Genomic DNA, 19673 nt, shown 5'->3' with positions numbered 1-19673 from the left:
CTGTCTGCTTTGCAGCTGCGCAGCTGGCTGGTTACACTCGCCGCATACTTACAAGAACACACGCGATCGCAGCTATCTCCGCTGTGGGGCAAGGAATGCCATGGCTCAAGAGCTATTTTTGTATGAAACCCTGTGCGAACAGCTGGCTGCCCGCATCCGCCGGGGCGGCTTTGCGCCGGGCGAACGCCTGCCATCGGTGCGGGTGCTGAGTAAGACCTTCGGCGTCAGTGTCAATACCACCATTCAGTCGCTGCACAAGTTGGAGATGGATGGCTACATCGAAGTGCGGGAACGCTCCGGGGCCTATGTCCGTGAGCAACTGCCCGCGATAGGCCTGAGCGCCAATCTGAGCCATTTCCCGGTGTTGCCGGTCGAGGTGTCGCTCAGCGACGAGATTCTCCACTACATGGAGCCCTATGCACTGTCACAGGCACTGCACCTGGGGATTGCCTTGCCGGATGCCAGTCTGATGCCGGTGGAGAAAGTCATGCGGTTGTGGCGCGATGCCAGCCGGCGTCACACTCGAACCCTATGGGACTATAGTCACCCCAATGGCCTGCCGTTACTGACCCGCCAGTTGGCGTTGCGGAGTATGGGGCACGAAGTGGCAATCGCCGACAACGATATCCTGGTCACCAACGGCTGCATGGAAGCGATTGAACTGGCTCTGCGCGCCGTGACCCGGCCAGGTGACGTGGTCGCGGTAGAGTCGCCAACCTATTACGGCAGCCTGCTGGCTCTGGAAGTGCTGGGGCGCAGGGCGCTTGAGGTGCCGACCCATTACCGCGACGGCATTTGCCTTTACTCGCTGGAGCAGGCCTTCAGGCGCGGGCAGGTCAAGGCCTGCATTGTGTCCTGCAATGTGCAGAATCCGCTGGGATATGTCATGTCCACTGAGCGCAAGCGGCGGCTTGTGCAACTGTCCAGCCAATATCAGGTGCCTCTGATCGAGAATGATATTTGGGGCGACACGGCCTACGGTGGCGACACGCCGCCGGCCAAGGCGTTTGATCACAGCGGGATGGTGATCTACTGCAACTCCTTTTCCAAATCACTGATGCCAGGTCTGCGACTGGGTTGGGTCGCAGGCGGTCGCTTTCACGACCGGCTGCGCGAACTCAAGCAGATCAGTAGTATTACCACAGCTGCCGGTCCGCAACTGGTCATGGCGCGCTTCCTCGAGAGCGGCGGATATGCCCAGCATCTGGTCCAGCTCCGGGCGGCGCTTCACCGGCAGGTTGGCGAGGCGCTGGAACTGGTGCGACAGGCCTTTCCGCCGGGCACCTGGGTACACCCGCCGGAAGGCGGATGCGTGCTCTGGGTGAGGCTGCCCGAGCACCGGGATTCGCGCAAACTGTTCCAGCAGGCGCTCGATGACGGCATTCATATCTTTCCCGGTAGTGTGTTTTCGGTCGGCCCGCGGCATGTTGACTTCATGCGTCTGAACGTCGGCAGCGCCCTGACGCCTGAGGTTCGAGAAAAGATCCGGCGGCTGGGGGGGCTCGCGGCTGAATTGCAGTGAGTGGCAACATCTGTATCAGTGGGATTGACAGATCTGTACCTGTTTGCGACAAACCGGGCTGCCCTAGGATGGGGCGCGCTATATCAACAACAAAAAGCCCATTGTCGGAGAGGGATGATCCATGGCACATCTGCGTACACTTGCACCCATCTTTTCACTCAGTTTATTGACGTTAGCCCTGTCTGGTTGTTTGAGCAGCGGCGGCGGCTCTGACTCCAATGACACAAGCCGTCCTGATCTGTCGCTCGGCGTGCTGTCCAGCGCGGTTGATCAGGTCACCGGTGACGACGTTCTGATTACTATCGAAGGTGATCTTGCACTGGTTGATGCCGAGCTCGATAACCTGGAGCTATGGCTAAACGACACCGAGATCGAGCCCAGCCGGATGGTTGAGCGTAACGGTCGACTGGAAGTTCTGGTTGAAGGTCTCACGTTGGGCGAGAACCGCCTGGAGCTGCACCACAGCAAGCATGGTCAGCTCTACAGTATGACGCTGACGGCTTACCCCGAGACCGGTCCGGTATTTTCCGGACCGCAGCAATACCCCTTCGTCTGCAGTGTGGTACAGCAGGTCGGAGTTCAACCGCTGGTTGATAACCAGGAAGGTGGGTACCCGGTCTATGAAGGCGAAACAGTGGTTGGTTATAGCCGCGACTGCACCATCGAGCCGAAGGTTGAGTTTCTGTATATGAACACCGAAGGCGATTACGCGCCGTTGCCGGAGGACCGCAGCCGTCCGGCGGATATGGCAACGACCACGCTTACCGATGGCCGTACGGTTGACTTCGTCGTGCGCCGTGAAGTTGGCACGTTGAACCGTTTCATCTACAGCTTTGCGACCCTGGCTGATCGGAGCGACGCCGATGATGCCGCTAGCACCGACCTGTGGAATGGCCGCTTGCTGTATCACTTCGAAGGTGGTGTTGGTATCGGCCACAGCCAGGGCCGGATGAGTGATGATGCGCTAACCCCGGAGGTTCTGGGGCTGGGCTACGCGGTGATTTACTCGACCGGCACGCGTGCCGATACGCATTACAACCTGCAGGTGGGCGGTGAGACCGCACTGATGACCAAGGAGCACTTTGTCAAACGCTTCGGCGTGCCCGAATACACGGTCGCTATTGGTGGCTCGGGTGGTGCGATCCAGCAATATGTCTACTCGCAGAATCATCCGGGTCTGATTGACGCTGGGGTGCCGCAGTACTCTTATCCGGATATGGTGACCCAGACCATTCACGTGGGCGACTGCGAGTTGCTCGAGTACTACATGGACGCGACCGACCGTACCAACACGCGCTGGCAGACCACGGAGAACCGCAGCCTGCTGGTGGGGCTGAACGCGACGGATGACTACCCTGATCCGCTTTATGACACCAAGACGCAGCTAGGCTTCGCCAGTGCGCCGGGCTCGACCGAGTGCATCCCGGCCTGGCGCGGGCTGACGCCGCTGACCATGAATCCGCACTTTGGCCAGGCTCCCTATCAGGATCAGATGCAGCCGCCGGAAATCATGGCTGATGTGCACTGGACGCACTTCGATGACCTGCGCAACGTCTATGGCGTTGACGAGCAGGGTGAGCCGCGCACGCTGTTTGACAACGTCGGTGTGCAGTACGGTTTGGAGCCACTGCGCAAGGGGCAGATCACTCCTGCCGAGTTCCTGCGTCTCAATACCCTGATTGGTGGCTGGAAGCAGCCAAGCGAGATGGTGCAGGAGGGCTCACCGTTTCTGCCGCCAAATACGGCGGCTAACTTCGATCCGTGGAGCAGTCGCAACATGAACCTGAGCGCTGATGGCACGACGCCGGCTCCGCGCACCGAGGGTGACCCGCTGGCGATGAATGCTGCGTATGAGCAGGGCATTGTGTTCGATGGTCAGCTCAATATCCCGGTGATCGACTGGCGGCATTACCTGGAGGAAGTGCTGGATATGCATAACAGTCATCAGTCCTTCTCTTCGCGTCAGCGCATCATCAATCGCATGGGGAATGCTGATAATCAGGTGATCTGGTTTACCGACACTAGACCGACTGATACTTCAGACCCTTCCCGTCCGCGCCCGCAGCGCAACTTTGATCAGACCTGGATGGCGCTGGAGGTGCTGGATCAGTGGCTGACCAACATCCGCGAGAACCCGGAACTGAGTATCGGTGAGAATCGACCGGCAACCGCCGTTGACAGCTGCTTCAATACCGATGGCAGCCTGATCGCCCAAGGTGACAGCGTCTGGGATGGCATCATCAATGAGCAGCCGGCCGGGACCTGCACCCAGCAGTTCCCGACGTACACGACGTCGCGCATGCAGGCCGGTGGCCCGATTGAGGGCAGCGTCTTCAAGTGCGCGCTGAAGCCGCTCAGTACAGCGTTGGTTGACGGTACTTATGGCAGCTGGGTCCCTGATACCGATGAGGTGGCGCAACTCAATGCCATCTTCCCGCAGGGCGTATGCGACTACAGTCAGCCTGATCAGGGGCGGCCGGACAGTTGAGGTGATGTGGCGGTCGGGCCTTGGCCCGACCTGGCAAAAAGGGTGCCGTAAGGCGCCTTTTTTGTACGCGCAATTTCCTTCAATACACATCCGGCTATTTGCCGCAGCATGCCCCGATTGACGTAATGAGGGTGCATGATGCTGTCGCTGTGGTTATCGATGTTGGCCTTTACTCTGGTGGGCTCCGTTGCGCCGGGCCCGGTTTGTGTGGTGACGGTCAGCAGCGCGGCGCGCGCCGGCATGCTGCGCGCCATGCCTTATGTGCTGGGTGCGTCGCTTGGCTACGCGCTGATGGTATTGCTGTTGGGGCTTGGCTTGCTCGGCAGCCTGGCGCAGAGCCCGGCGGTGCTGCAGGGGCTGGCCTGGGTCGGCGCGGTGTACCTGTTGTATCTGGCTTGGCGTATTGCCCGTGCTGAACCGGGGCTGCCGAGGATGGCAGATGTCACGGTGCCGGGCTTCTGGGCGGGTGCGCTGGCGCAGTGGCTAAACCCCAAGGCCTGGTTGTTTTCGTTGTCGGGCCTGAGCATGTTCGTCAGCAACCAGGCGCAGCCGCTGGCGATCTTCTGTATCCTGTCACTGTTTGTCTGCCTGTTCGGGGTCGGCTGCTGGGCGCTGTTAGGGCATCTGCTTGGTGGGCGTTTACCGGGTGCGCGGGCAATGCGAGTATTCAATCTGTTGATGGCATTGCTGCTGATCCTTAGTGTGGTGCTGATTCTGTTGCCGTAACCGGTTTGAGGTGAGCATGTTGCAAGAGCAGTTTCTCCAGCGTAGCCCGGCGCTGCCGCTGATTGAGCTGCGGCAGGCCAGCCGCTCCAGCGCCTGTTATCAGGCCCATACTCACGATGAGTTTTCCTTCGGCGTCATTGACCATGGCCATACGGCATATCGTAACCGTCAACGCCTTGAACGCATTGGCGTCGGCAGTATGGTGACGGTTAATCCGGGTGAGGTGCATTCCTGTAATCCGGCGGCAGGCAAATGGTCGTATCGGATGTTGTTTGTTGATGCCAACTGGCTGGGCGCGCTGCAGCGCGAGGCGTTCGGCGGCAGCGCTGACTATCGCTGCTTTCCAGATGTTTGTAGCGCCACCGCGCGTGCCGAGTTTGATGAATTATTTGCCAGCTTGCAGCGCAGTGATGGTGCTTTGGAGGCAGAAGGGCGACTGATCGAGCTGTTGCAGCCCCTGTTTGCTTACCCGCAGGAAAACGCGAATACCCTACACCAGAACGGGCTGCTGCGGGCGAGGGAGCTGATCATGGATCGGCTTGGTTGCAACCTGCAGCTTGATGAACTGGCCGAGGCGGCGGAGCTCAACCGTTATCAACTGATTCGCGGTTTCAAGCGTCTGTACGGGCAGGCACCCCATGCCTTCCAGCTGGATGAACGAATCAAGCAGGCGCGGGCGCGGTTACGGGCCGAACCGGTGAGCCTCAACCATCTGGCGCTGGATCTTGGGTTTGCCGATCAGGCGCATTTTCAGCGCCACTTCAAGCTGCGCACGGCGCTGACGCCGGGGCAGTACCGGGCGTTCCATCAGGCGGCTTGAATGCGTTAGCGCTGCACCAGGACAGGCGGCCGGGCAGGCCGCTGTCCTGTGTACATATCAAATCCGTGGTTCAATCGACCGACAGATCCGCTTCACGAATGTACAGACGACCTGCATCTATGGTCGCTGCATCCAGCATCTTCTGCTCCAGCACACCGCCGGTGGACCAGGTGGCAAAGTCATCGTCGTTGAGAATACCCAGATGACCTTCATCAATGCGCCACAGGCCTTCCATCTTGTCGTGCGGGTAGTTGGCTTCGACAACCATGTCCAATAGCAGGGTCTTGTTTACCGGGTAGATACCGACAGTGGCCAGGGCGTCCCAGCCGCCATCGAGGACGACTTGTTCCAGCGTCTTGCCGTTGATGGTCAGCCCCAGATCCGGGTCCTGCACCATGCCGGCCTGCAGCGTGACAGTTTCCAGGTTGGTGCCGGTGGACAGATCGATGCGGTATACCTGTTTCTGCGCATTCGGGGTGACGCCAGCAGCACCCTTAGGTCCACCGTAGAGGAAACTGCCATCGCGCTCGAGCACCAGAAAGTCGGTATTGCTGAGGCCGACCATTTCCGAGTTTGAGTTGGCGGCTTTCTCTTGCTGATACAGATACTGGCCGATCTCGCCGGTCTCAAGATTCACCGTGACAATGCGGGTGATGGTCTGCGCGCGCACGGCCTTGGTTGGCAGATCCATGGTGGACTGCATCAGGCCGACCAGGGTCTTTTCGTCCGGGGTGATCGCAAGACCTTCCATGCCGCGGTTGGCGCGGCGATAGGCATACTCTGCCGGCAGGTTGATGCGGGTGCGCGTATCTGCCGTAAACGGGTTGATGCGGTCGATTTCGCGGCCTTCGGCATCGAAGTGAACCATGTGTGGGCCGTATTCGTCACTGGCCCAGAAGCTGCCGTCGCGCAGTGCCACCAGCCCTTCGCCATCGAGGCCGTAGTCGTCGAGCTTGATCGGGTTGGTCGCGGCATCGTAGGGCTGCGTGGGGTCAACCACAATCGGCGTGCCATCCGGGTTGTAGGGCGTTTCACCAGTGCCGCCCAGCGCCGAGGTGTTGGGCAGGCCTGTGATCAGGGTGCCGTCCGGGCGTTTGAGCAGGATGGTTGCCAACTGCTCGACACCGCCGTTGGCAGTGATACGGAAGTGACCGATGCGCGGTGTGTAATCGGCGACCGGGAATGACTTGCCAGAGCCGTACGCGCCACCCACAAAGTCCGCGTTGGGGCCGCGGTCGGTCATGGCGTAAAACTCACCCAGGTTGCTCGGGTGCGCAGTCATGGCCGAGCCGTAGCCACCGTTACGCACCTCGAACGGAGCCATGGTCTTGCCGTCGATCAGGTCATCGCGCAGTACGCTGAAGGGCAGCTCAACGCCCTCCTGCGGGAACGCCGCTAGCCGCGCGGCGAGCTCTTGTTGCGGTGTTACTGCCGGTTCGTTGTTGTCGCTGGATGATTTGCAGGCGGTGAGCATGGCGCTGCCAAGCAGCACCGCTGATAGCGTTTTCCAGTTGGTCATCAGTTCATCCTTGTATCGGGAGTGGTCAGTCGCGCGCGGCTGCCGTGCGCGGAGAGCGCGAGACTAGCGAGTCAACGTGACAGGACCACGAAGGAATGGTGACCGTTTGTAGGGTGTTGAGATCGGCGGAAGGGCTGGATGGTGTCAGAGCAGGGGCTGGGAAGTTGTTGATGGGGACGGGGCAGGTGACCTGCCCTGCGTGTGCAGGGCAGAATCCGAGGGTCAGTCTTCGTCGCCCCTGGACAGTTCGATACGGTCAGGGTGGATCAAAATCAGGCCCTTTTTCAGCAGGCCGCCAATGGCCTTCTTGAAGTTGCTCTTGCTGACGCTGAAAGCGTCGCTGATGGCTTCAGGGCTGCTGCGGTCGCTCAGCGCGAGCTGGCCGTCATTGGCGTGCAGGCGTTCGAGAATCTGTTGCTGGAGCAGGTCTGCTGCCTGGCCACCAACCGGTTGCAGGCTGAGGTTGATCTTGCCGTCCGGGCGAATCTCGCGAATGTAGCCTTGCTCTTTGCGGCCCAGCCTGACCGGTCTGAACGCTTCGTTGCGGTGCAGTAGGCCCCAGTGCTCGCTGTTGATAATGGCCTTGTAGCCCAGGTCCGTGCGCTCGACCAGCAACAGGTTGACCGCGTCGCCGACCTTGTAGCGGGCCGGGGTTTTGTCCAGGTAGCGATCGAGCCGGGTGGTCGCGAGCACGCGGCTGGTGTGCTTGTCGAGGTACAGGTAGGCGACGCAGTACTGGCCTTCTTCCAGCGGCTTCTTCAGCTCGGCGAAGGGCAGCAACACATCCTTGGGCAGGCCCCAGTCGAGGAACAGGCCGACCTGGTTGCGGGCAACCACCTTGAGGTTGGCGAACTCGCCGACCTGTGCCCGCGGGCGGACGGTAGTCGCAATGATGCGATCCTCGCTGTCGAAGTAGACAAACACCCGCAGCCAGTCGCCGACCTCGGTGGGCTGGTCCTTCGGTACGTAGCGGTTGGGCAGCAGGATCTCGCCGTCTTCACCGCCGTCCAGGTACAGCCCGAAGCCGGCCTGCTTGATGATCTGCAGTTTGTTGAATCGCCCGATGTCGGCCATGTAATTGCTCCTGAGTTAGCCGCGCATTCTAGGGGCTATCGCGTTCCGATAACAGACCGGACTGTCGGCCGGTCACGGAGCCTCTGCTCCGCGTGCGACAGCGTCCTGCACACTGTTGACTTCAATACGGTCAGAATCGAACAGGGTTTCCAGCTCGGCGCGGGATTGCCGCGCGGTTTGCATGACCGCGGCGGCGTCGTCGTAAACTTTATGCTGAGCTGCCAGCACGCTTTCATCATGGCGACGGAAGCGGGCGATGCGCGAGTCTGCCTGCTCAGGGCTTAGGCCCATGCCGGTCAGAATCTGGCGGCTCATTTCCAGGCTGGAATGGAAGGTTTCCCGCACCGCCAGCACGCCAAGGTCGATCAGCTTATGCACGTGCTGGCGGTTCCGGGCCCTGGCGATGATGGTAATGTTCGGGTAGAGACGACGCACGGTCTCTGCCGTGCGCAGCGTAATCTCGGGATCGCTGCTGGTGATGATAAAGAACTGCGCCTTGTCGACCTGGGCGGCACGGAGAATATCCGGTCGCAGCGGGTCGCCGTAAAAGATCGGCATGTCAGCGCTGAGACTGCGTGACATGTCGATGCTGTCGACCGAGGTATCGAGCGCCACGTAGGGTACCCGCTGGGCGCGCATCATACGGGCGATGACCTGGCCCATGCGGCCCATGCCGGAGATCACCACCCGCGGGCTGTTCGATTCGATCTGCTCATACTCGGGGGGAACCGGTTTCCGAGGGGCGGCGGATGGCTTGATTAGCAATGACAGGCCCAGAATCAGCAGCGGTGTTGCGGCCATCGACAGAGTGATTGCCAGCACCAGCATACCGTGCAGGGGCGGGCTCAGCAGTTGATGCTCGGCCGCGAGCTGAAAGACCACGAAGGCGAATTCGCCGCCAGCCGCGAGAATCAGTCCAAGACGCAGCGCACTGCTCTTGTCGAGCTGGGCAATCTGGCTGCCAACAAGGTAGATCAGCGGCAGCTTCAAACCGATGATCATGCCGGTCAGCAGTGCCACCTGGGCGCCGCTACTGGCCAGCAACGAGAGGTCCGCCTGCATACCGACGGTGATGAAAAACAGGCCCAGCAGCAAGCCCTTGAACGGCTCAATCTGCGATTCCAGCTCGTGCCGGTATTCCGAGTCGGCCAACAGCAGGCCAGCCAGAAAGGCTCCCAGTGCCATGGAAACGCCCACCCGGTCCATCAGCCAGGCGGTGCCGATCACCACCAGCAACGCGGTGGCGGTCGATACTTCCTGTAGCCCGGTGCGAGCTACCACTCGAAACAGGGGGCGCAGCAGATAGCGGCCGCCGATGACGATGACTGCGATGCTGCCCAGCACCTTGCCCGTTTGCAGCAGGGCACTACCGTCGCCTGCGCCGCTAGCCTGATCACCCAGCAAGGGAATCAGCGCGATCAGTGGAATAGCGGCAATATCCTGAAACAGCAAAACCGCAAAGGCCTGCCGGCCGTGCGGTGTGTTCAGCTCGCGGCGTTCGGCCAGCAGCTGCAAGCCAAAGGCAGTGGAGGATAGAGCCAGGCCAAGGCCGAGAATCAGTGCGGTTTTGAAGGCCTGTTCAAACACCAGCCAGGCCAGTAGCCCCATGACGCTGGCACAGATCAATACCTGTGCCAGCCCGGTACCAAAGACTGCGCGGCGCATGACCCAGAGCCGCTTGGGCGACAGCTCAAGACCGATGATGAACAGCAGCAGTACGACACCCAGTTCAGACACATGGCTCATGTCTTCGGGGTGGGCAATCAGGTCAAGTGCGCCGGGCCCGATGACCACGCCCGCGGCCAGGTAGCCGATCACCGCGCCGAGTCGCAGTCGCTTGGCCAGTGGTACGGCAATCACAGTGGCCAGCAGGAGCACAACTACAACCTGCAGGATGCTGCCCGGTTCATGCATGGTGGTGTACCTGAGAGGGGGTGGATGGTTGGCAAGGCGCGGTCCGCGCCGTGATTTTAGGCGCTCTTCGGCATTGGGCTCAATGCGTGGGCGCGGCTTTCGGCGGCAGGAACGAGGAAAAAATCGCGAGACCTGAAGCAAAACTGCTACTGTGCGCGCCGTCTATAGTGACAGCGTCAGACAACAGGGGCGAAGTGGCGAGCAATGGGGATTCTGGACAGCTTCAAGCAGATCGGCGCATGGTTCAGTGGCCGTTTGGCAGGCGAGCAGGAGTGCGAAATCGCGCGCCTGCGGGATGATTTCGGCCTGATCAGGGTGAGCGAGATGGGTGAGTTGCGGTATCTCTATTTCGGTGAAGCGACTGAGCAAAGTTGCGGCTTGATCGATGACCCGGCCTGGCTGGAGTACGACTATACCCGTGCCATGTTGTTGGCCGGATTCTGGCTCGAAGACATCGACCGGGCGCTGGCGCTCGGTTTGGGCGGCGGGTCGCTGGTCAGTGCGGTGCTTGCCCACCTGCAACCCCGGCGGGTTACTGCCGTGGAGCTGCGCCCAGGAGTGGTCGAGGTGGCGCGGCGCTGGTTTGGTCTGCCTGACGACCCACGGCTTGAGGTACTGATCGATAGCGCCGAAAACGTTGTCCCGCATGAACAGGCCAGTGCCGATCTGGTGCTGCTGGATCTTTACATGGAAGGGGGGATTACTGCGCTGCAGCTGCGTATGGATTTTCTCGAACAGTGCCACCAGGCACTGCGTCCGGGCGGCCTGATGGTGGTCAATCAGTGGCAGCTAGGGCACACCGGTAAACCGTATGCCGCAGAGCGTCTGCAAAAGCTGTTTGGTGATCGCTATCTGCAGGCTGAAGTGGAAGAGGGCAACATCATTCTGTTCATTCCTGCTGCCGGCGAATTGCCGTTGGATCAAGCGGCAATGCGCCGATGGGCAGACAGCCTGGAGCAACAGCTCGGTTATAGCCTGCGCCCCTATGTGGAAGTGCTGCGCAGGGCCGAAGACGCTATCCCTGCTGACGACTGCCGGTGAAGTGCAGCTGGCTGCCGCAGCGGCGGCACAGATAGCGCGACCCGCGAGCCACCCGGGCGTGACGCTGGGCGGTAAACGGCATCGGGTCCGGGCAGGCGCAGCGATACAGATAGCGGGTGACGCGGCGGCTGGGCACCGCGTAGTTGTGGCAGCGATTGGCCGGCAGGCCAAACAGGCTGGTCATCAAGCCCTGCCACTCGCGTCCGTGCGGGCGAATGCGGTGGCCATACAGTTGATGGGCAATCAGGTGCGCGACCTCGTGGGCCACGGTGTGCTGTAGAAAGTGCTCCTGGTTTTCGCGGTACATGCGGCCGTTAAAGCGCAGCAGGTTGCGATCCAGATAGGCGACGCCAGCGCGCTGACCACGCAAGTCCAGTTCAATGTCTGGGCGCGGAAAACGGCGGCGAAAGTGCTGCTCGGCCAACTGGTAGCACTCGTCGGTGCGGGCGATCAGACGGTCCATCGACTCAGAACACCCCGTTGTCGAGACCGGCAGCCAGATACAGCCCCAGTTCTTCCACCTGTTGCTCAAATTTCTCCTGCCAGTCGCCGCGCAGGGTCAGGGGTTGCTGTACCCAGTTCCAGCGCAGCCCGGTCACGATCGATTCGACGGCGCGGCGCGTGCCGGTGCCATCCATCCCGGCGCGGATATATAGCGCGCACGGCAGTCCCTGTTTCTCCTCCAGCACCGGATAGTAGCAGCGGTCGAAGAAATCCTTGAGCGCGCCGCTCATGTAGCCGAGGTTTTCCGTGGTGCCGAGCAGGATGGCATCGGCTGCCAGCACGTCGTCAGGTTGCGCCTCAAGCGGCGGTACCCAGCGCGCGTCCACCTGCTCGATATCGGCATGGCTGGCACCGCGCAGCGCCGCTTCAGCCAGTCGTCGGGTATTAGGCGAGGGCGCGTGGGCGACGATCAGTAGCTGCTTGCGACTCATGGCACTCAACCTTGCCGGCTGTTCCACAGGCGGGACACGGCACGATCAGTACCCACCCAGGCGATCAGCAGCCCGAGTAGACCGATCAGGCCGAACACGGCGACCGGAAGCATGAAGAACGGATCGCTGCCGGAGGGCAGCAGCACCGCCAGGCCGATGGCGATCGTCAGGAACAGCGTGCACATGATGACCAGAATCAGGCGGCTCTTGGGTGCGTAGTGAAAGGGCGCATCACCCTTTTCCAACGGCGTCAGCAGCGGGGTGCAGAGTGTGCGAACGTTATCTTTCAGTGTGGCCATAGGGAACTCTGGGTCTCAACGGGTGAACCTTTCGACGAGTGTAACCCGATGGTCCGGGCGCGCAAACCGGCGAATATCACCCTGAGCCCGGCGCTGGTCATCGGGGGCGGATTGGGGTAGGGTGTTTACAGCTGAATATAAATATCCGCGGGTCAGAAAGACCCCTATTTGCACCCACATACCCTGCCTGGAACCGATCCACCATTTGGGAGACGCGGCTCCATGATCAGGCTTTTGTTGCCCATTGCGGCACTGCTCTGCGGCATAGCGTTGCTGCTGCTGGGTACCGGACTGCTCAACACCCTGCTGGCCTTGCGGGGGAGTGCCGAGCAATTCAGTGATCAGACTCTGGGCCTGCTCGGCTCAGCCTATTTCGCCGGGTTCATTCTCGGCACCTGGCTATGTCCGCGGCTGATTCGGCGCATGGGGCATGTGCGTGCATTTACCTTTCTCGCTGCCGCCGAAGCGGCCTGCGTACTGATTCACCTGCTGTGGATTCAACCCGGCCTCTGGTTGCTGCTGCGGGTGATAACCGGTGTCGCGTTGGTGGGTATCTACACTGTGATCGAAAGCTGGCTGAATACCCAGGCTCCGCCGGAGCGCCGCGGGCAGGTGTTTGCCTGCTACATGGCGGTCAACCTTGGTGCGCTGGCGCTGGCCCAGCAGATGCTGAACTGGGACAGCCCGCTGACCTTTACCCTGTTTGCGGTAGCGGCGACCTTTATCGTGCTGGCGGTGATGCCCGTTTCGGCGACCCGGCTTTCGCAACCGCTGATTCAGGACAATCCACCGTTATCGCTCAAGCGCCTCTGGCAGGCCGCGCCGGTGGCCTGCGCTGGCGCGGTGTTATCCGGTCTCGGTATGGGCGGGTTCTGGGGCCTGGGGGCGGTCTATGCCGCGCGCATGGAGATGGACACCGCGCAGATTGCCGGGTTTGTTTCGCTGGTCATCCTTGCCGGGGCGCTGGCCCAGTGGCCGATGGGACGGCTGTCCGACAGCATCGACCGACGTCGGGCGCTGGCGGTTATCGCCAGCGTAGCGGCGGTGGGCGGGGTGCTGATGGCGCTGCTTGGTCCGTTCGGACTGTGGCTGCTGGTCGGTGCGGCGATCTTCGGCGCCGGATCCTTTTCGGTCTACCCGGCGGTGGTGGCCCATCTGATCGATCATTTACACCAGGAAGATATTCTTTCAGGCAACGCCGCGCTGCTGATGCTGCATGGTCTTGGCGCGGCCGTTGGGCCTGCGCTGGCTGGCGCCCTGATGGGCATCACGGCGGCGCAGGCGCTGCCCTTGTTCTTTGCCCTGATGTTCTCGCTGATTGCCGTCTATGCCTTGCGCCAGCTACGCCAGGGCGACGATCGCATCGTTGATGGCGCGGCGCATCAGGTGCCGATGGTCCGTACGTCGACAGCGGTACTGGAAATGATGCTGGAAGAGGCAAGTGGTGAAGAGGTAGCAGGCAGCAATCAAACCGTGGACGGCCGGGAGGTCGCCCGCGATGAATCCGAGCAGCAAGATGGAGATGATGCCCATGATGTTGGCAACCGACCTTGATGGAACCTTTCTGGCAGGCGATCCGGACAACCGGCAGCGCCTGTATCAACTGATCAACGCACACCCGGGTATCACTCTGGTGTTCGTGACCGGGCGAGGGCTGGAGGTCGTGGTGCCATTGCTCTCTGATCCCGCCATTCCACGGCCGGACTACATCATCTGTGATGTGGGTGCGACCGTGGTCGATGGTGAAACGCTGCAGCCGGTCTATCCGGTTCAGAGTGAGATTGAGCAGCGCTGGCCGGGAGAGCAGGTTGTGGCGCAGCGGATGGCGATGTTCCCCGGGTTGGATCGCCAGGAGGTGCCGCAGCAGCGGCGCTGCTCCTGGTTCTGTGAACCGGGCGCGGTGACCGATCGGGTCCGACAGGCGGCGGCCGATTTGGGCTGCGATCTGCTGTTCTCGGCGGGCATGTATCTCGATTGTCTGCCGCTGGGCGTCAACAAGGGCAGCACCCTGCGCCGGCTGGTCGAGCACCTTGGTGAGTCGATGGAACGGGTACTGGTGGCCGGCGACACCCTGAATGATCTGTCGATGTACGAGCAGGGCTTCATGGGCGTGTGTGTTGGCGAGTCCGAGCAAGGGCTGTTGGAAGCCACCGCCGACCGGGCCAAAGTGCTGCATGCGCGCTTGAGTGGTTGCGGCGGGATTCTGGAAGCGGTCTCACACTTCGGCTTTCTTGGCCCGCTGGGGGTGGATTCCGAACTGCGGGATCTGGAGATCAAGGGCAAGGCGGACCTGGTGATGGTCTACCACCGTCTGCCCTACGAAGAAGTCATCGAGGATGGCAAGCTGGTGCGCCGCCCGCCAACCTCACCCAATGGCATTCTGCCGACCTTGCTGAGCTTTTTTGGTGGCGACCAGCCCGGCTCCTGGGTGGCCTGGTCGATTCACGACCCGCGTCAGCGCGAGGCCTTCGAGGTGCATACCAAGGTAGATGCCGAGCGTTACCCGAATCTGGTGGCGGCGCGGGTCGCGCTCAGCAAGGACGATGTGGACGTGTTCTACAAGCGCTTTTCCAAGGAAGCGTTCTGGCCGACGCTGCACACCTTCTGGGAACGAGCGGTGTTCCGCGAGGAAGACTGGGCGGTATTCCTCAAGGTCAACCGCCTGTTTGCCGAACGTACGGCGGCGGAAGCGGCAGAGGGCGCCGTGGTCTGGCTGCATGACTATAACCTGTGGATGGTACCGGCGTTCCTGCGGCCGCTGCGCCCGGATCTGAATATCGCCTTTTTTCATCACACCTACTTCCCCTCGGCCGACGTATTCAACGTGCTGCCCTGGCGGCGCGAGATCATCGGCAGCCTGCTGCAGTGTGACTACATCGGTTTTCACATTCCCCGTCAGGCGGAGAACTTCGTCGATGTCGCCCGTGGCGTGGCACCGCTGGAGGTGCTGGAAGAGAGGGGCTGTGCGCCGCGTTATCTCACCTATGGTTGCGCGGTTGGGCTGGATCGCATGACCTCCCGCATCAGCGTGCATGGTCGGCAGATTGGTCTGGGTGCCCATCCGGTCGGGCTGGACATTGGCCGGGTGCAGAATGTGATCGACAGCGACCACTGCCAACAGCTGATCGCTGAGCTGCGTGATCAGTTGCAAGGTATTCGCGTTGTGTTGTCGGTTGAGCGGCTTGATTACACCAAGGGTACCTACGCCAAGCTGCTGGCTTTTGAAGCGTTGCTGGAGGCGCACCCGGAGCTAGTCGGCAAGGTCAGTCTGATTACCATCTGTGTGCCAGCGGCCCGCGAGATGACCATTTACGACGAGCTGATCAGCCAGATTGAGCAGGCGGTTGGTCGTATCAACGGGCGCTTTTCGCGAGTTGGCTGGACGCCGGTGCAGTTCTTCTACCGCGCGGTGCCGTTCGAGGATCTGGTGGCCTACTACCTGATGGCCGACGTGATGTGGATCACGCCGCTGCGTGACGGCCTCAACCTGGTTGCCAAGGAGTACGTTGCGACCCAGGGCTTGTGTCAGGGCAGCGGTGTGCTGGTGTTGTCGGAGTTTGCTGGCGCGGCAGCGGAGCTGCATGGGGCGCTATTGACCAATCCGCATGATCCGCATGACCTGCGCGATACCCTCTATATCGGTCTGACGCTGGGCAAGGCAGAACGCCTGGCACGGTTGCGCGAATTGTTCGGCGTGGTGCAGTACAACGATATTCGTCGCTGGGGTGATGAGTTCCTGCAGGCGGTGCGACAGGGGCAGGACGGCCAATTGCTGCTGCAGGAAGGAGTAGGAGAGGTGGCCTGAAGCCAGCCCTGCCGACCGCATATCGGGTCGGCAGGGTGTGTTGCGGTGGCCAGAATGCTCCGGCCTTGCCTACTCAGTTCAAAACCTGATTGACCTGATAGACCGCGGTGGTGCCGCTGACTTCGTTGCCGATCACCAGCAGTGCCTCACCGTTCGGTGAATCTTCCGCCGGGATAAACACCAGACCTTCCGGCCCGAGGTCGCCCGCGTTGGCCAGCACGGTGGACGGATCTTCCGTCGTCCAGTCTTCACGGGTGTTCAGGTAGTCAACCAGGAACGGGGCAGCCGGGTCGGTGATATCCCAGGCCATGACGCCGCCGACGCGCTCCAGACCGAGGAACGCGAAGGTCTTGTTGCCGAGCTTACCGACGGTCACGCCCTCCGGTTCCGGCCCCTTGTTATCGCTGCGGTTGTCGAAGGTGTCGCCTTCGTCGTGGGTCGCATTGAAGTAGTCGGTGCAGGGAATGTCGCGGTTGGCCCCGAGCATGCATTCTGCGCTGGCGAAGTACTGTTCAATCTTGTCGGCGGAATCCCAGACCAGTTGGCCGTCGGCGTCACGGATTGAGAACGAACGGGCACCGTAAGCGTACAGGTTGTCGTACATCAGGCGGTCACCCGCGAGGTTTTCGTTGCCTGCGGCATCAAACAGTACCGGATTGCCGTTGACGTCCTTACGGTAGCCGTCGGTCCAGGCCACGGTCAGGCGCCCGAGGTTTTCATCGGCACGGCAGTCGCCCGGATCAGCGGCGGTCGCACCGCAGTAGGCAAAGGTGGTCGGGTTGAGCAGGGCGCCTGCGGCCAGTGCGCGCAGTTGCGGCGGCAGGTCGTCGCCAGCACGACGGTCAAAACCGTTGGCGTGAACTAGATGCTTGACGCGAAACTCCTCGACAAAGCCCTTGCTGTCATCGCCGTCCCAGTAGTCCTGGTTATCTTCACCCCAGGCGCGGGAGTCGCCTTCGTTGGCCGTGACGAGCAGGGTTGCGCCGCCAACCTCATAGGCAGCGATGCTGTCGGGCTGATACATGCCGAGCACGCCTGGCCAGCTCTGAATATTGATGGCGTCGTCGGAGTCACTCACGTCCAGGCCGTTTGCTTCCAGGCCATGGTCTTTGTAGCCCAGTGGCAGGATGTCGGTGACCGTAGCCGTCGCGATATCAACCTTGGCCAGGGCGTTGTTTTCCTGCAGTGATACCCAGGCTGTACTGCTGTCACTGGAGATCGCGATGTATTCGGGCTCCAGATCCTGCTCGACGCTGGCATTCGGACCGTAGATGCGGACCCCGGCACTGCGCAGGGCATCGACCTGGGCATTAAAGGCGCTGAAGTCGGCGGTGCGAACTTGAACCAGCCCTTCGTCGGAGACACTCAGAATGCTGATGGAGCCGACAGGGTCAACGCTGTAGTCATCGTTCGGTTCGCCTTCATTGGCGGTCAGCACGTACTGACCATCCGGGGTAAAGGCGACCATGTCCGGCTGGGCGCCGACCTGTTCATAGCCGAGCATTTCCAGGCTGGTGGCGTCAAACAAGGCGACCCAGCCGTTGTCGGTTTTGGTTGGCGCTTCAACGGCGACCGCCAGATAGCCGCCTTTGTAAGCGATGCTGTTGACCACCGCACCCTGGGTGATGGCCTCGACGTTCAGCTCCTGCAGCAGGGCCGGGTTGGTTGGATCTGCAGCGTCGAGCACGTCGACGGCGCCTTTTTGCGCGTTGACGATGAAAATGCGCTGATTGACCGGGTCGAAGGCCGGGATTTCGGCTGCGCTCTGGCCAAAGATGCCTGCACTGTAGCGGCCCAGGTAACTCAACGTGATGCTCTCGGGGGTCACCACCGCGGGCGCGTCGTTGTTATCACTGCTGCTCTTGCAGCCAGCCAGGGTTGCCAGCAGGGCGGCGCTGGTCGCTGCCATCATCCATTTCTTCATCGTCAACTGCCTGTTGTTGGTTTATAGGGAGATGACATTGATACGTAATGGCGATGACAGGAGATTGTCGTTCTGATGGCAAAGTGATGACAGCGAGTAACGGCCGGAAAAGGGCTCTCTGTTACACTCGGTCCATGATTGAACTGCACCCAGACATGCTCTTACCCGCGGACTTTGATGATGTGTTGCTGCGGCTGCTGCACGCTCATCCGGCCGGGCAGAGCGAATATGCGCTGCTGCAGGCGCTGGCGACAGAGTTTCCGGCGTCGCTGTTTGCCGAACCCGGCGCGCTGCGCGATCCGCTGCAGCTCTTTCGATTGCACTTTCTGCTGTTTCATCAGCTCTATCGGCTGGCCGATCAGGTGGCTCAGCAGGGGCTGGCGCTGGACATTCATGCATTGAAAATTCAGCTGCGACCGCGCTTGCCGGGTATGGCCGGGCTGCAGGTCGATGATCCGCTGCGACGCTACTACCTGGACTGGGATCACTGGCGCGATACCAACCGGGATGATGTGGAGCGGCTGATTGACAGCTTCTGGCGGGGCCGGGTCAGCGTTTCCGAACCCGAGGTCAGCGCCGCGCTGGCTGTCCTTGAACTCGAGGAGGGCGCTGACGCTGCGGCGTGTCGACGCCAGTACCGGCGGCTACTCAGTCAGCACCACCCTGATCGCGGCGGCAGTACCGCTCGCGCGCAGGAGATCAATCAGGCGATGCTAATTCTGCAACGCTATTACGGCAAAAACTGAAGTCGCCAATCTCTCTAAGCAAACCCGCTTACTTCAAACGCTTTTTGACTATAGTCAAGTCAGGGCCCGGGGAAGACCCGCGCCCGCCCTCTCCGGCGGCGGATGCTGCGCGGAGGCGAATAATAATTAGGAGGTCAGACCATGATCCATCACGTAGTGGGGCTGTTCACTCATCCCGACGAGGAGTGGAAAGAAATCAAGGGCGAGGACGAAAGCATTGGGCACATGTATCTTACCCACGTGCTGGTGTTAGCCGCCATTCCGGTCGTCTCAGCCTATATCGGCACCACCCAGGTGGGGTGGGCGATCGGTACGGAAGACGCCGTCAAACTGACGCAGGCCAGTGCGCTGCAACTGACGGTACTGTCGTACGTTGCGATGCTGGCTGGCGTTGCCGTGATGGGCGCCTTCATTCACTGGATGGCGCGTACCTATGATGCTAGCCCGAGTTTCAACGACTGTGTGATCTTTGCGGCCTACACCGCTACGCCTTTGTTTGTTGCCGGTCTCGCCGCGCTCTATCCGAGTTTGTGGCTGGGCATGTTGGTGGGGACTGCTGCGATTTCCTACACGGTCTATCTGCTGTATCAGGGCATTCCCATTTTCATGGAGATCCCCAGTGATGAGGGATTTCTGTTCTCAAGCTCCGTACTCGCGGTTGGGCTCGTGGTGCTGGTCGCCATGATCGCTACCTCGGTGATCTTCTGGGGCTTCGGCGTAGGGCCTGTCTACTTGCGCTGATCGATCCGGCCTGCCTGAGCCAGCAACAACCCCCGTCAGCGCTGCTGTCGGGGGTTGTTGTTTTTATGTACAGCAGATTTCAGTAGAATGCGCGTTTTTGCCGAGCCGGTACCCCGTCC

At 61.1% G+C, this 19673-nt stretch carries 16 protein-coding genes; 9 read left to right on the top strand and 7 right to left on the bottom strand.

The annotated features are described in order from the left end of the window. The first annotated feature begins 100 nt into the window (after positions 1–100). The 4 genes from C1949_RS06890 to C1949_RS06875 all read left to right on the top strand — a co-directional run bounded on the left by C1949_RS06890 (position 101) and on the right by C1949_RS06875 (position 5556). On the top strand, positions 101–1522 hold the full coding sequence (locus C1949_RS06890; protein WP_104737731.1) for an aminotransferase-like domain-containing protein: 1422 nt from the start codon (positions 101–103) through the stop codon (positions 1520–1522). Positions 1523–1643: 121 nt separating this feature from the next. Next, the gene (locus C1949_RS06885; RefSeq protein ID WP_104737730.1) at positions 1644–4010 is read left to right on the top strand and encodes a DUF6351 family protein; all 2367 of its coding nucleotides are present in this window, start codon (positions 1644–1646) and stop codon (positions 4008–4010) included. Between the two features lie 135 nt (positions 4011–4145). Beyond that, positions 4146–4736 (top strand): LysE family translocator, encoded by a 591-nt coding sequence (locus C1949_RS06880; protein WP_104737729.1) that lies wholly within the window; start codon positions 4146–4148, stop codon positions 4734–4736. Positions 4737–4752: 16 nt separating this feature from the next. Next, positions 4753–5556, top strand: coding sequence for a helix-turn-helix transcriptional regulator (locus C1949_RS06875; protein WP_104737728.1), 804 nt, complete (start codon positions 4753–4755; stop codon positions 5554–5556). A gap of 70 nt (positions 5557–5626) precedes the next feature. Here the strand turns inward: C1949_RS06875 and C1949_RS06870 are convergent, their stop codons facing one another. From C1949_RS06870 to C1949_RS06860, 3 genes are all read right to left on the bottom strand, one after another. After that, positions 5627–7075 (bottom strand): esterase-like activity of phytase family protein, encoded by a 1449-nt coding sequence (locus C1949_RS06870; protein WP_104737727.1) that lies wholly within the window; start codon positions 7073–7075, stop codon positions 5627–5629. A gap of 222 nt (positions 7076–7297) precedes the next feature. Continuing rightward, positions 7298–8149 (bottom strand): CvfB family protein, encoded by an 852-nt coding sequence (locus C1949_RS06865; RefSeq protein ID WP_104737726.1) that lies wholly within the window; start codon positions 8147–8149, stop codon positions 7298–7300. A 72-nt stretch (positions 8150–8221) separates the two neighbouring features. After that, positions 8222–10063 carry a monovalent cation:proton antiporter-2 (CPA2) family protein gene (locus tag C1949_RS06860; protein ID WP_104737725.1) on the bottom strand — a complete coding sequence of 614 codons (1842 nt, stop codon included), beginning with the start codon at positions 10061–10063 and terminating at the stop codon, positions 8222–8224. 204 nt (positions 10064–10267) lie between these two features. On the opposite strand from C1949_RS06860, the gene C1949_RS06855 reads away from it, so the two are divergent. Beyond that, positions 10268–11104, top strand: coding sequence for a methyltransferase domain-containing protein (locus C1949_RS06855; protein ID WP_104737724.1), 837 nt, complete (start codon positions 10268–10270; stop codon positions 11102–11104). Here C1949_RS06855 and C1949_RS06850 read toward each other — a convergent pair. Genes C1949_RS06850 through C1949_RS06840 form a run of 3 tightly spaced genes read right to left on the bottom strand, consistent with a single transcriptional unit; the run spans position 11079 to position 12338 of the window. Beyond that, entirely contained in the window at positions 11079–11567 is a 489-nt protein-coding gene (locus C1949_RS06850; RefSeq protein ID WP_104737723.1) for a SprT family zinc-dependent metalloprotease, read from the bottom strand. The two genes, C1949_RS06855 and C1949_RS06850, sit on opposite strands and share 26 nt — an antisense overlap. 4 nt (positions 11568–11571) lie before the next feature. Beyond that, positions 11572–12039 (bottom strand): flavodoxin family protein, encoded by a 468-nt coding sequence (locus tag C1949_RS06845; protein ID WP_104737722.1) that lies wholly within the window; start codon positions 12037–12039, stop codon positions 11572–11574. Between the two features lie 5 nt (positions 12040–12044). Beyond that, positions 12045–12338, bottom strand: a complete 294-nt coding sequence (locus C1949_RS06840; RefSeq protein WP_104737721.1) for a hypothetical protein — start codon at positions 12336–12338, stop codon at positions 12045–12047. Between the two features lie 222 nt (positions 12339–12560). Between C1949_RS06840 and C1949_RS06835 the strand changes: the two genes are divergently transcribed. Together C1949_RS06835 and ggpS are read left to right on the top strand one after the other, a co-directional pair. Next, positions 12561–13892, top strand: coding sequence for an MFS transporter (locus C1949_RS06835; RefSeq protein WP_104737720.1), 1332 nt, complete (start codon positions 12561–12563; stop codon positions 13890–13892). Then, complete coding sequence (gene ggpS / locus C1949_RS06830; protein WP_104737719.1) at positions 13870–16143, top strand: glucosylglycerol-phosphate synthase; 2274 nt, start codon at positions 13870–13872, stop codon at positions 16141–16143. Before C1949_RS06835 ends, ggpS begins: the two co-directional genes overlap by 23 nt. A gap of 73 nt (positions 16144–16216) precedes the next feature. On the opposite strand, the gene C1949_RS06825 is transcribed toward ggpS, so the two are convergent. After that, positions 16217–18067, bottom strand: coding sequence for a choice-of-anchor I family protein (locus tag C1949_RS06825; RefSeq protein ID WP_104737718.1), 1851 nt, complete (start codon positions 18065–18067; stop codon positions 16217–16219). A 155-nt stretch (positions 18068–18222) separates the two neighbouring features. On the opposite strand from C1949_RS06825, the gene C1949_RS06820 reads away from it, so the two are divergent. Both C1949_RS06820 and C1949_RS06815 read left to right on the top strand, forming a co-directional pair. Next, positions 18223–18813, top strand: coding sequence for a DNA-J related domain-containing protein (locus C1949_RS06820; protein WP_104737790.1), 591 nt, complete (start codon positions 18223–18225; stop codon positions 18811–18813). 141 nt (positions 18814–18954) lie between these two features. Beyond that, positions 18955–19554 carry a Yip1 family protein gene (locus C1949_RS06815; protein WP_104737717.1) on the top strand — a complete coding sequence of 200 codons (600 nt, stop codon included), beginning with the start codon at positions 18955–18957 and terminating at the stop codon, positions 19552–19554. Positions 19555–19673: the final 119 nt, after the last annotated feature.

This window comes from Halopseudomonas oceani (assembly GCF_002903165.1).
In the GTDB taxonomy this organism is placed as follows: Bacteria; Pseudomonadota; Gammaproteobacteria; order Pseudomonadales; family Pseudomonadaceae; genus Halopseudomonas; species Halopseudomonas oceani.
Note: the sequence above shows the minus strand (reverse complement) of the source record. Positions and strands in the feature narration are given on the sequence as shown.

Excerpts from the sequence above, each read along its gene's own strand:
- C1949_RS06815 (WP_104737717.1), top strand. The coding sequence starts at position 18,955 with ATGATCCATCACGTAGTGGGGCTGTTCACTCATCCCGACGAGGAGTGG.
- C1949_RS06880 (WP_104737729.1), top strand. The coding sequence starts at position 4,146 with ATGATGCTGTCGCTGTGGTTATCGATGTTGGCCTTTACTCTGGTGGGC.
- C1949_RS06835 (WP_104737720.1), top strand. The coding sequence starts at position 12,561 with ATGATCAGGCTTTTGTTGCCCATTGCGGCACTGCTCTGCGGCATAGCG.
- C1949_RS06820 (WP_104737790.1), top strand. The coding sequence starts at position 18,223 with ATGCTCTTACCCGCGGACTTTGATGATGTGTTGCTGCGGCTGCTGCAC.
- C1949_RS06890 (WP_104737731.1), top strand. The coding sequence starts at position 101 with ATGGCTCAAGAGCTATTTTTGTATGAAACCCTGTGCGAACAGCTGGCT.
- C1949_RS06860 (WP_104737725.1), bottom strand. The coding sequence starts at position 10,063 with ATGCATGAACCGGGCAGCATCCTGCAGGTTGTAGTTGTGCTCCTGCTG.
- C1949_RS06845 (WP_104737722.1), bottom strand. The coding sequence starts at position 12,039 with ATGAGTCGCAAGCAGCTACTGATCGTCGCCCACGCGCCCTCGCCTAAT.
- C1949_RS06865 (WP_104737726.1), bottom strand. The coding sequence starts at position 8,149 with ATGGCCGACATCGGGCGATTCAACAAACTGCAGATCATCAAGCAGGCC.
- ggpS (WP_104737719.1), top strand. The coding sequence starts at position 13,870 with ATGATGTTGGCAACCGACCTTGATGGAACCTTTCTGGCAGGCGATCCG.
- C1949_RS06840 (WP_104737721.1), bottom strand. The coding sequence starts at position 12,338 with ATGGCCACACTGAAAGATAACGTTCGCACACTCTGCACCCCGCTGCTG.
- C1949_RS06870 (WP_104737727.1), bottom strand. The coding sequence starts at position 7,075 with ATGACCAACTGGAAAACGCTATCAGCGGTGCTGCTTGGCAGCGCCATG.
- C1949_RS06850 (WP_104737723.1), bottom strand. The coding sequence starts at position 11,567 with ATGGACCGTCTGATCGCCCGCACCGACGAGTGCTACCAGTTGGCCGAG.
- C1949_RS06855 (WP_104737724.1), top strand. The coding sequence starts at position 10,268 with ATGGGGATTCTGGACAGCTTCAAGCAGATCGGCGCATGGTTCAGTGGC.
- C1949_RS06885 (WP_104737730.1), top strand. The coding sequence starts at position 1,644 with ATGGCACATCTGCGTACACTTGCACCCATCTTTTCACTCAGTTTATTG.
- C1949_RS06875 (WP_104737728.1), top strand. The coding sequence starts at position 4,753 with ATGTTGCAAGAGCAGTTTCTCCAGCGTAGCCCGGCGCTGCCGCTGATT.
- C1949_RS06825 (WP_104737718.1), bottom strand. The coding sequence starts at position 18,067 with ATGAAGAAATGGATGATGGCAGCGACCAGCGCCGCCCTGCTGGCAACC.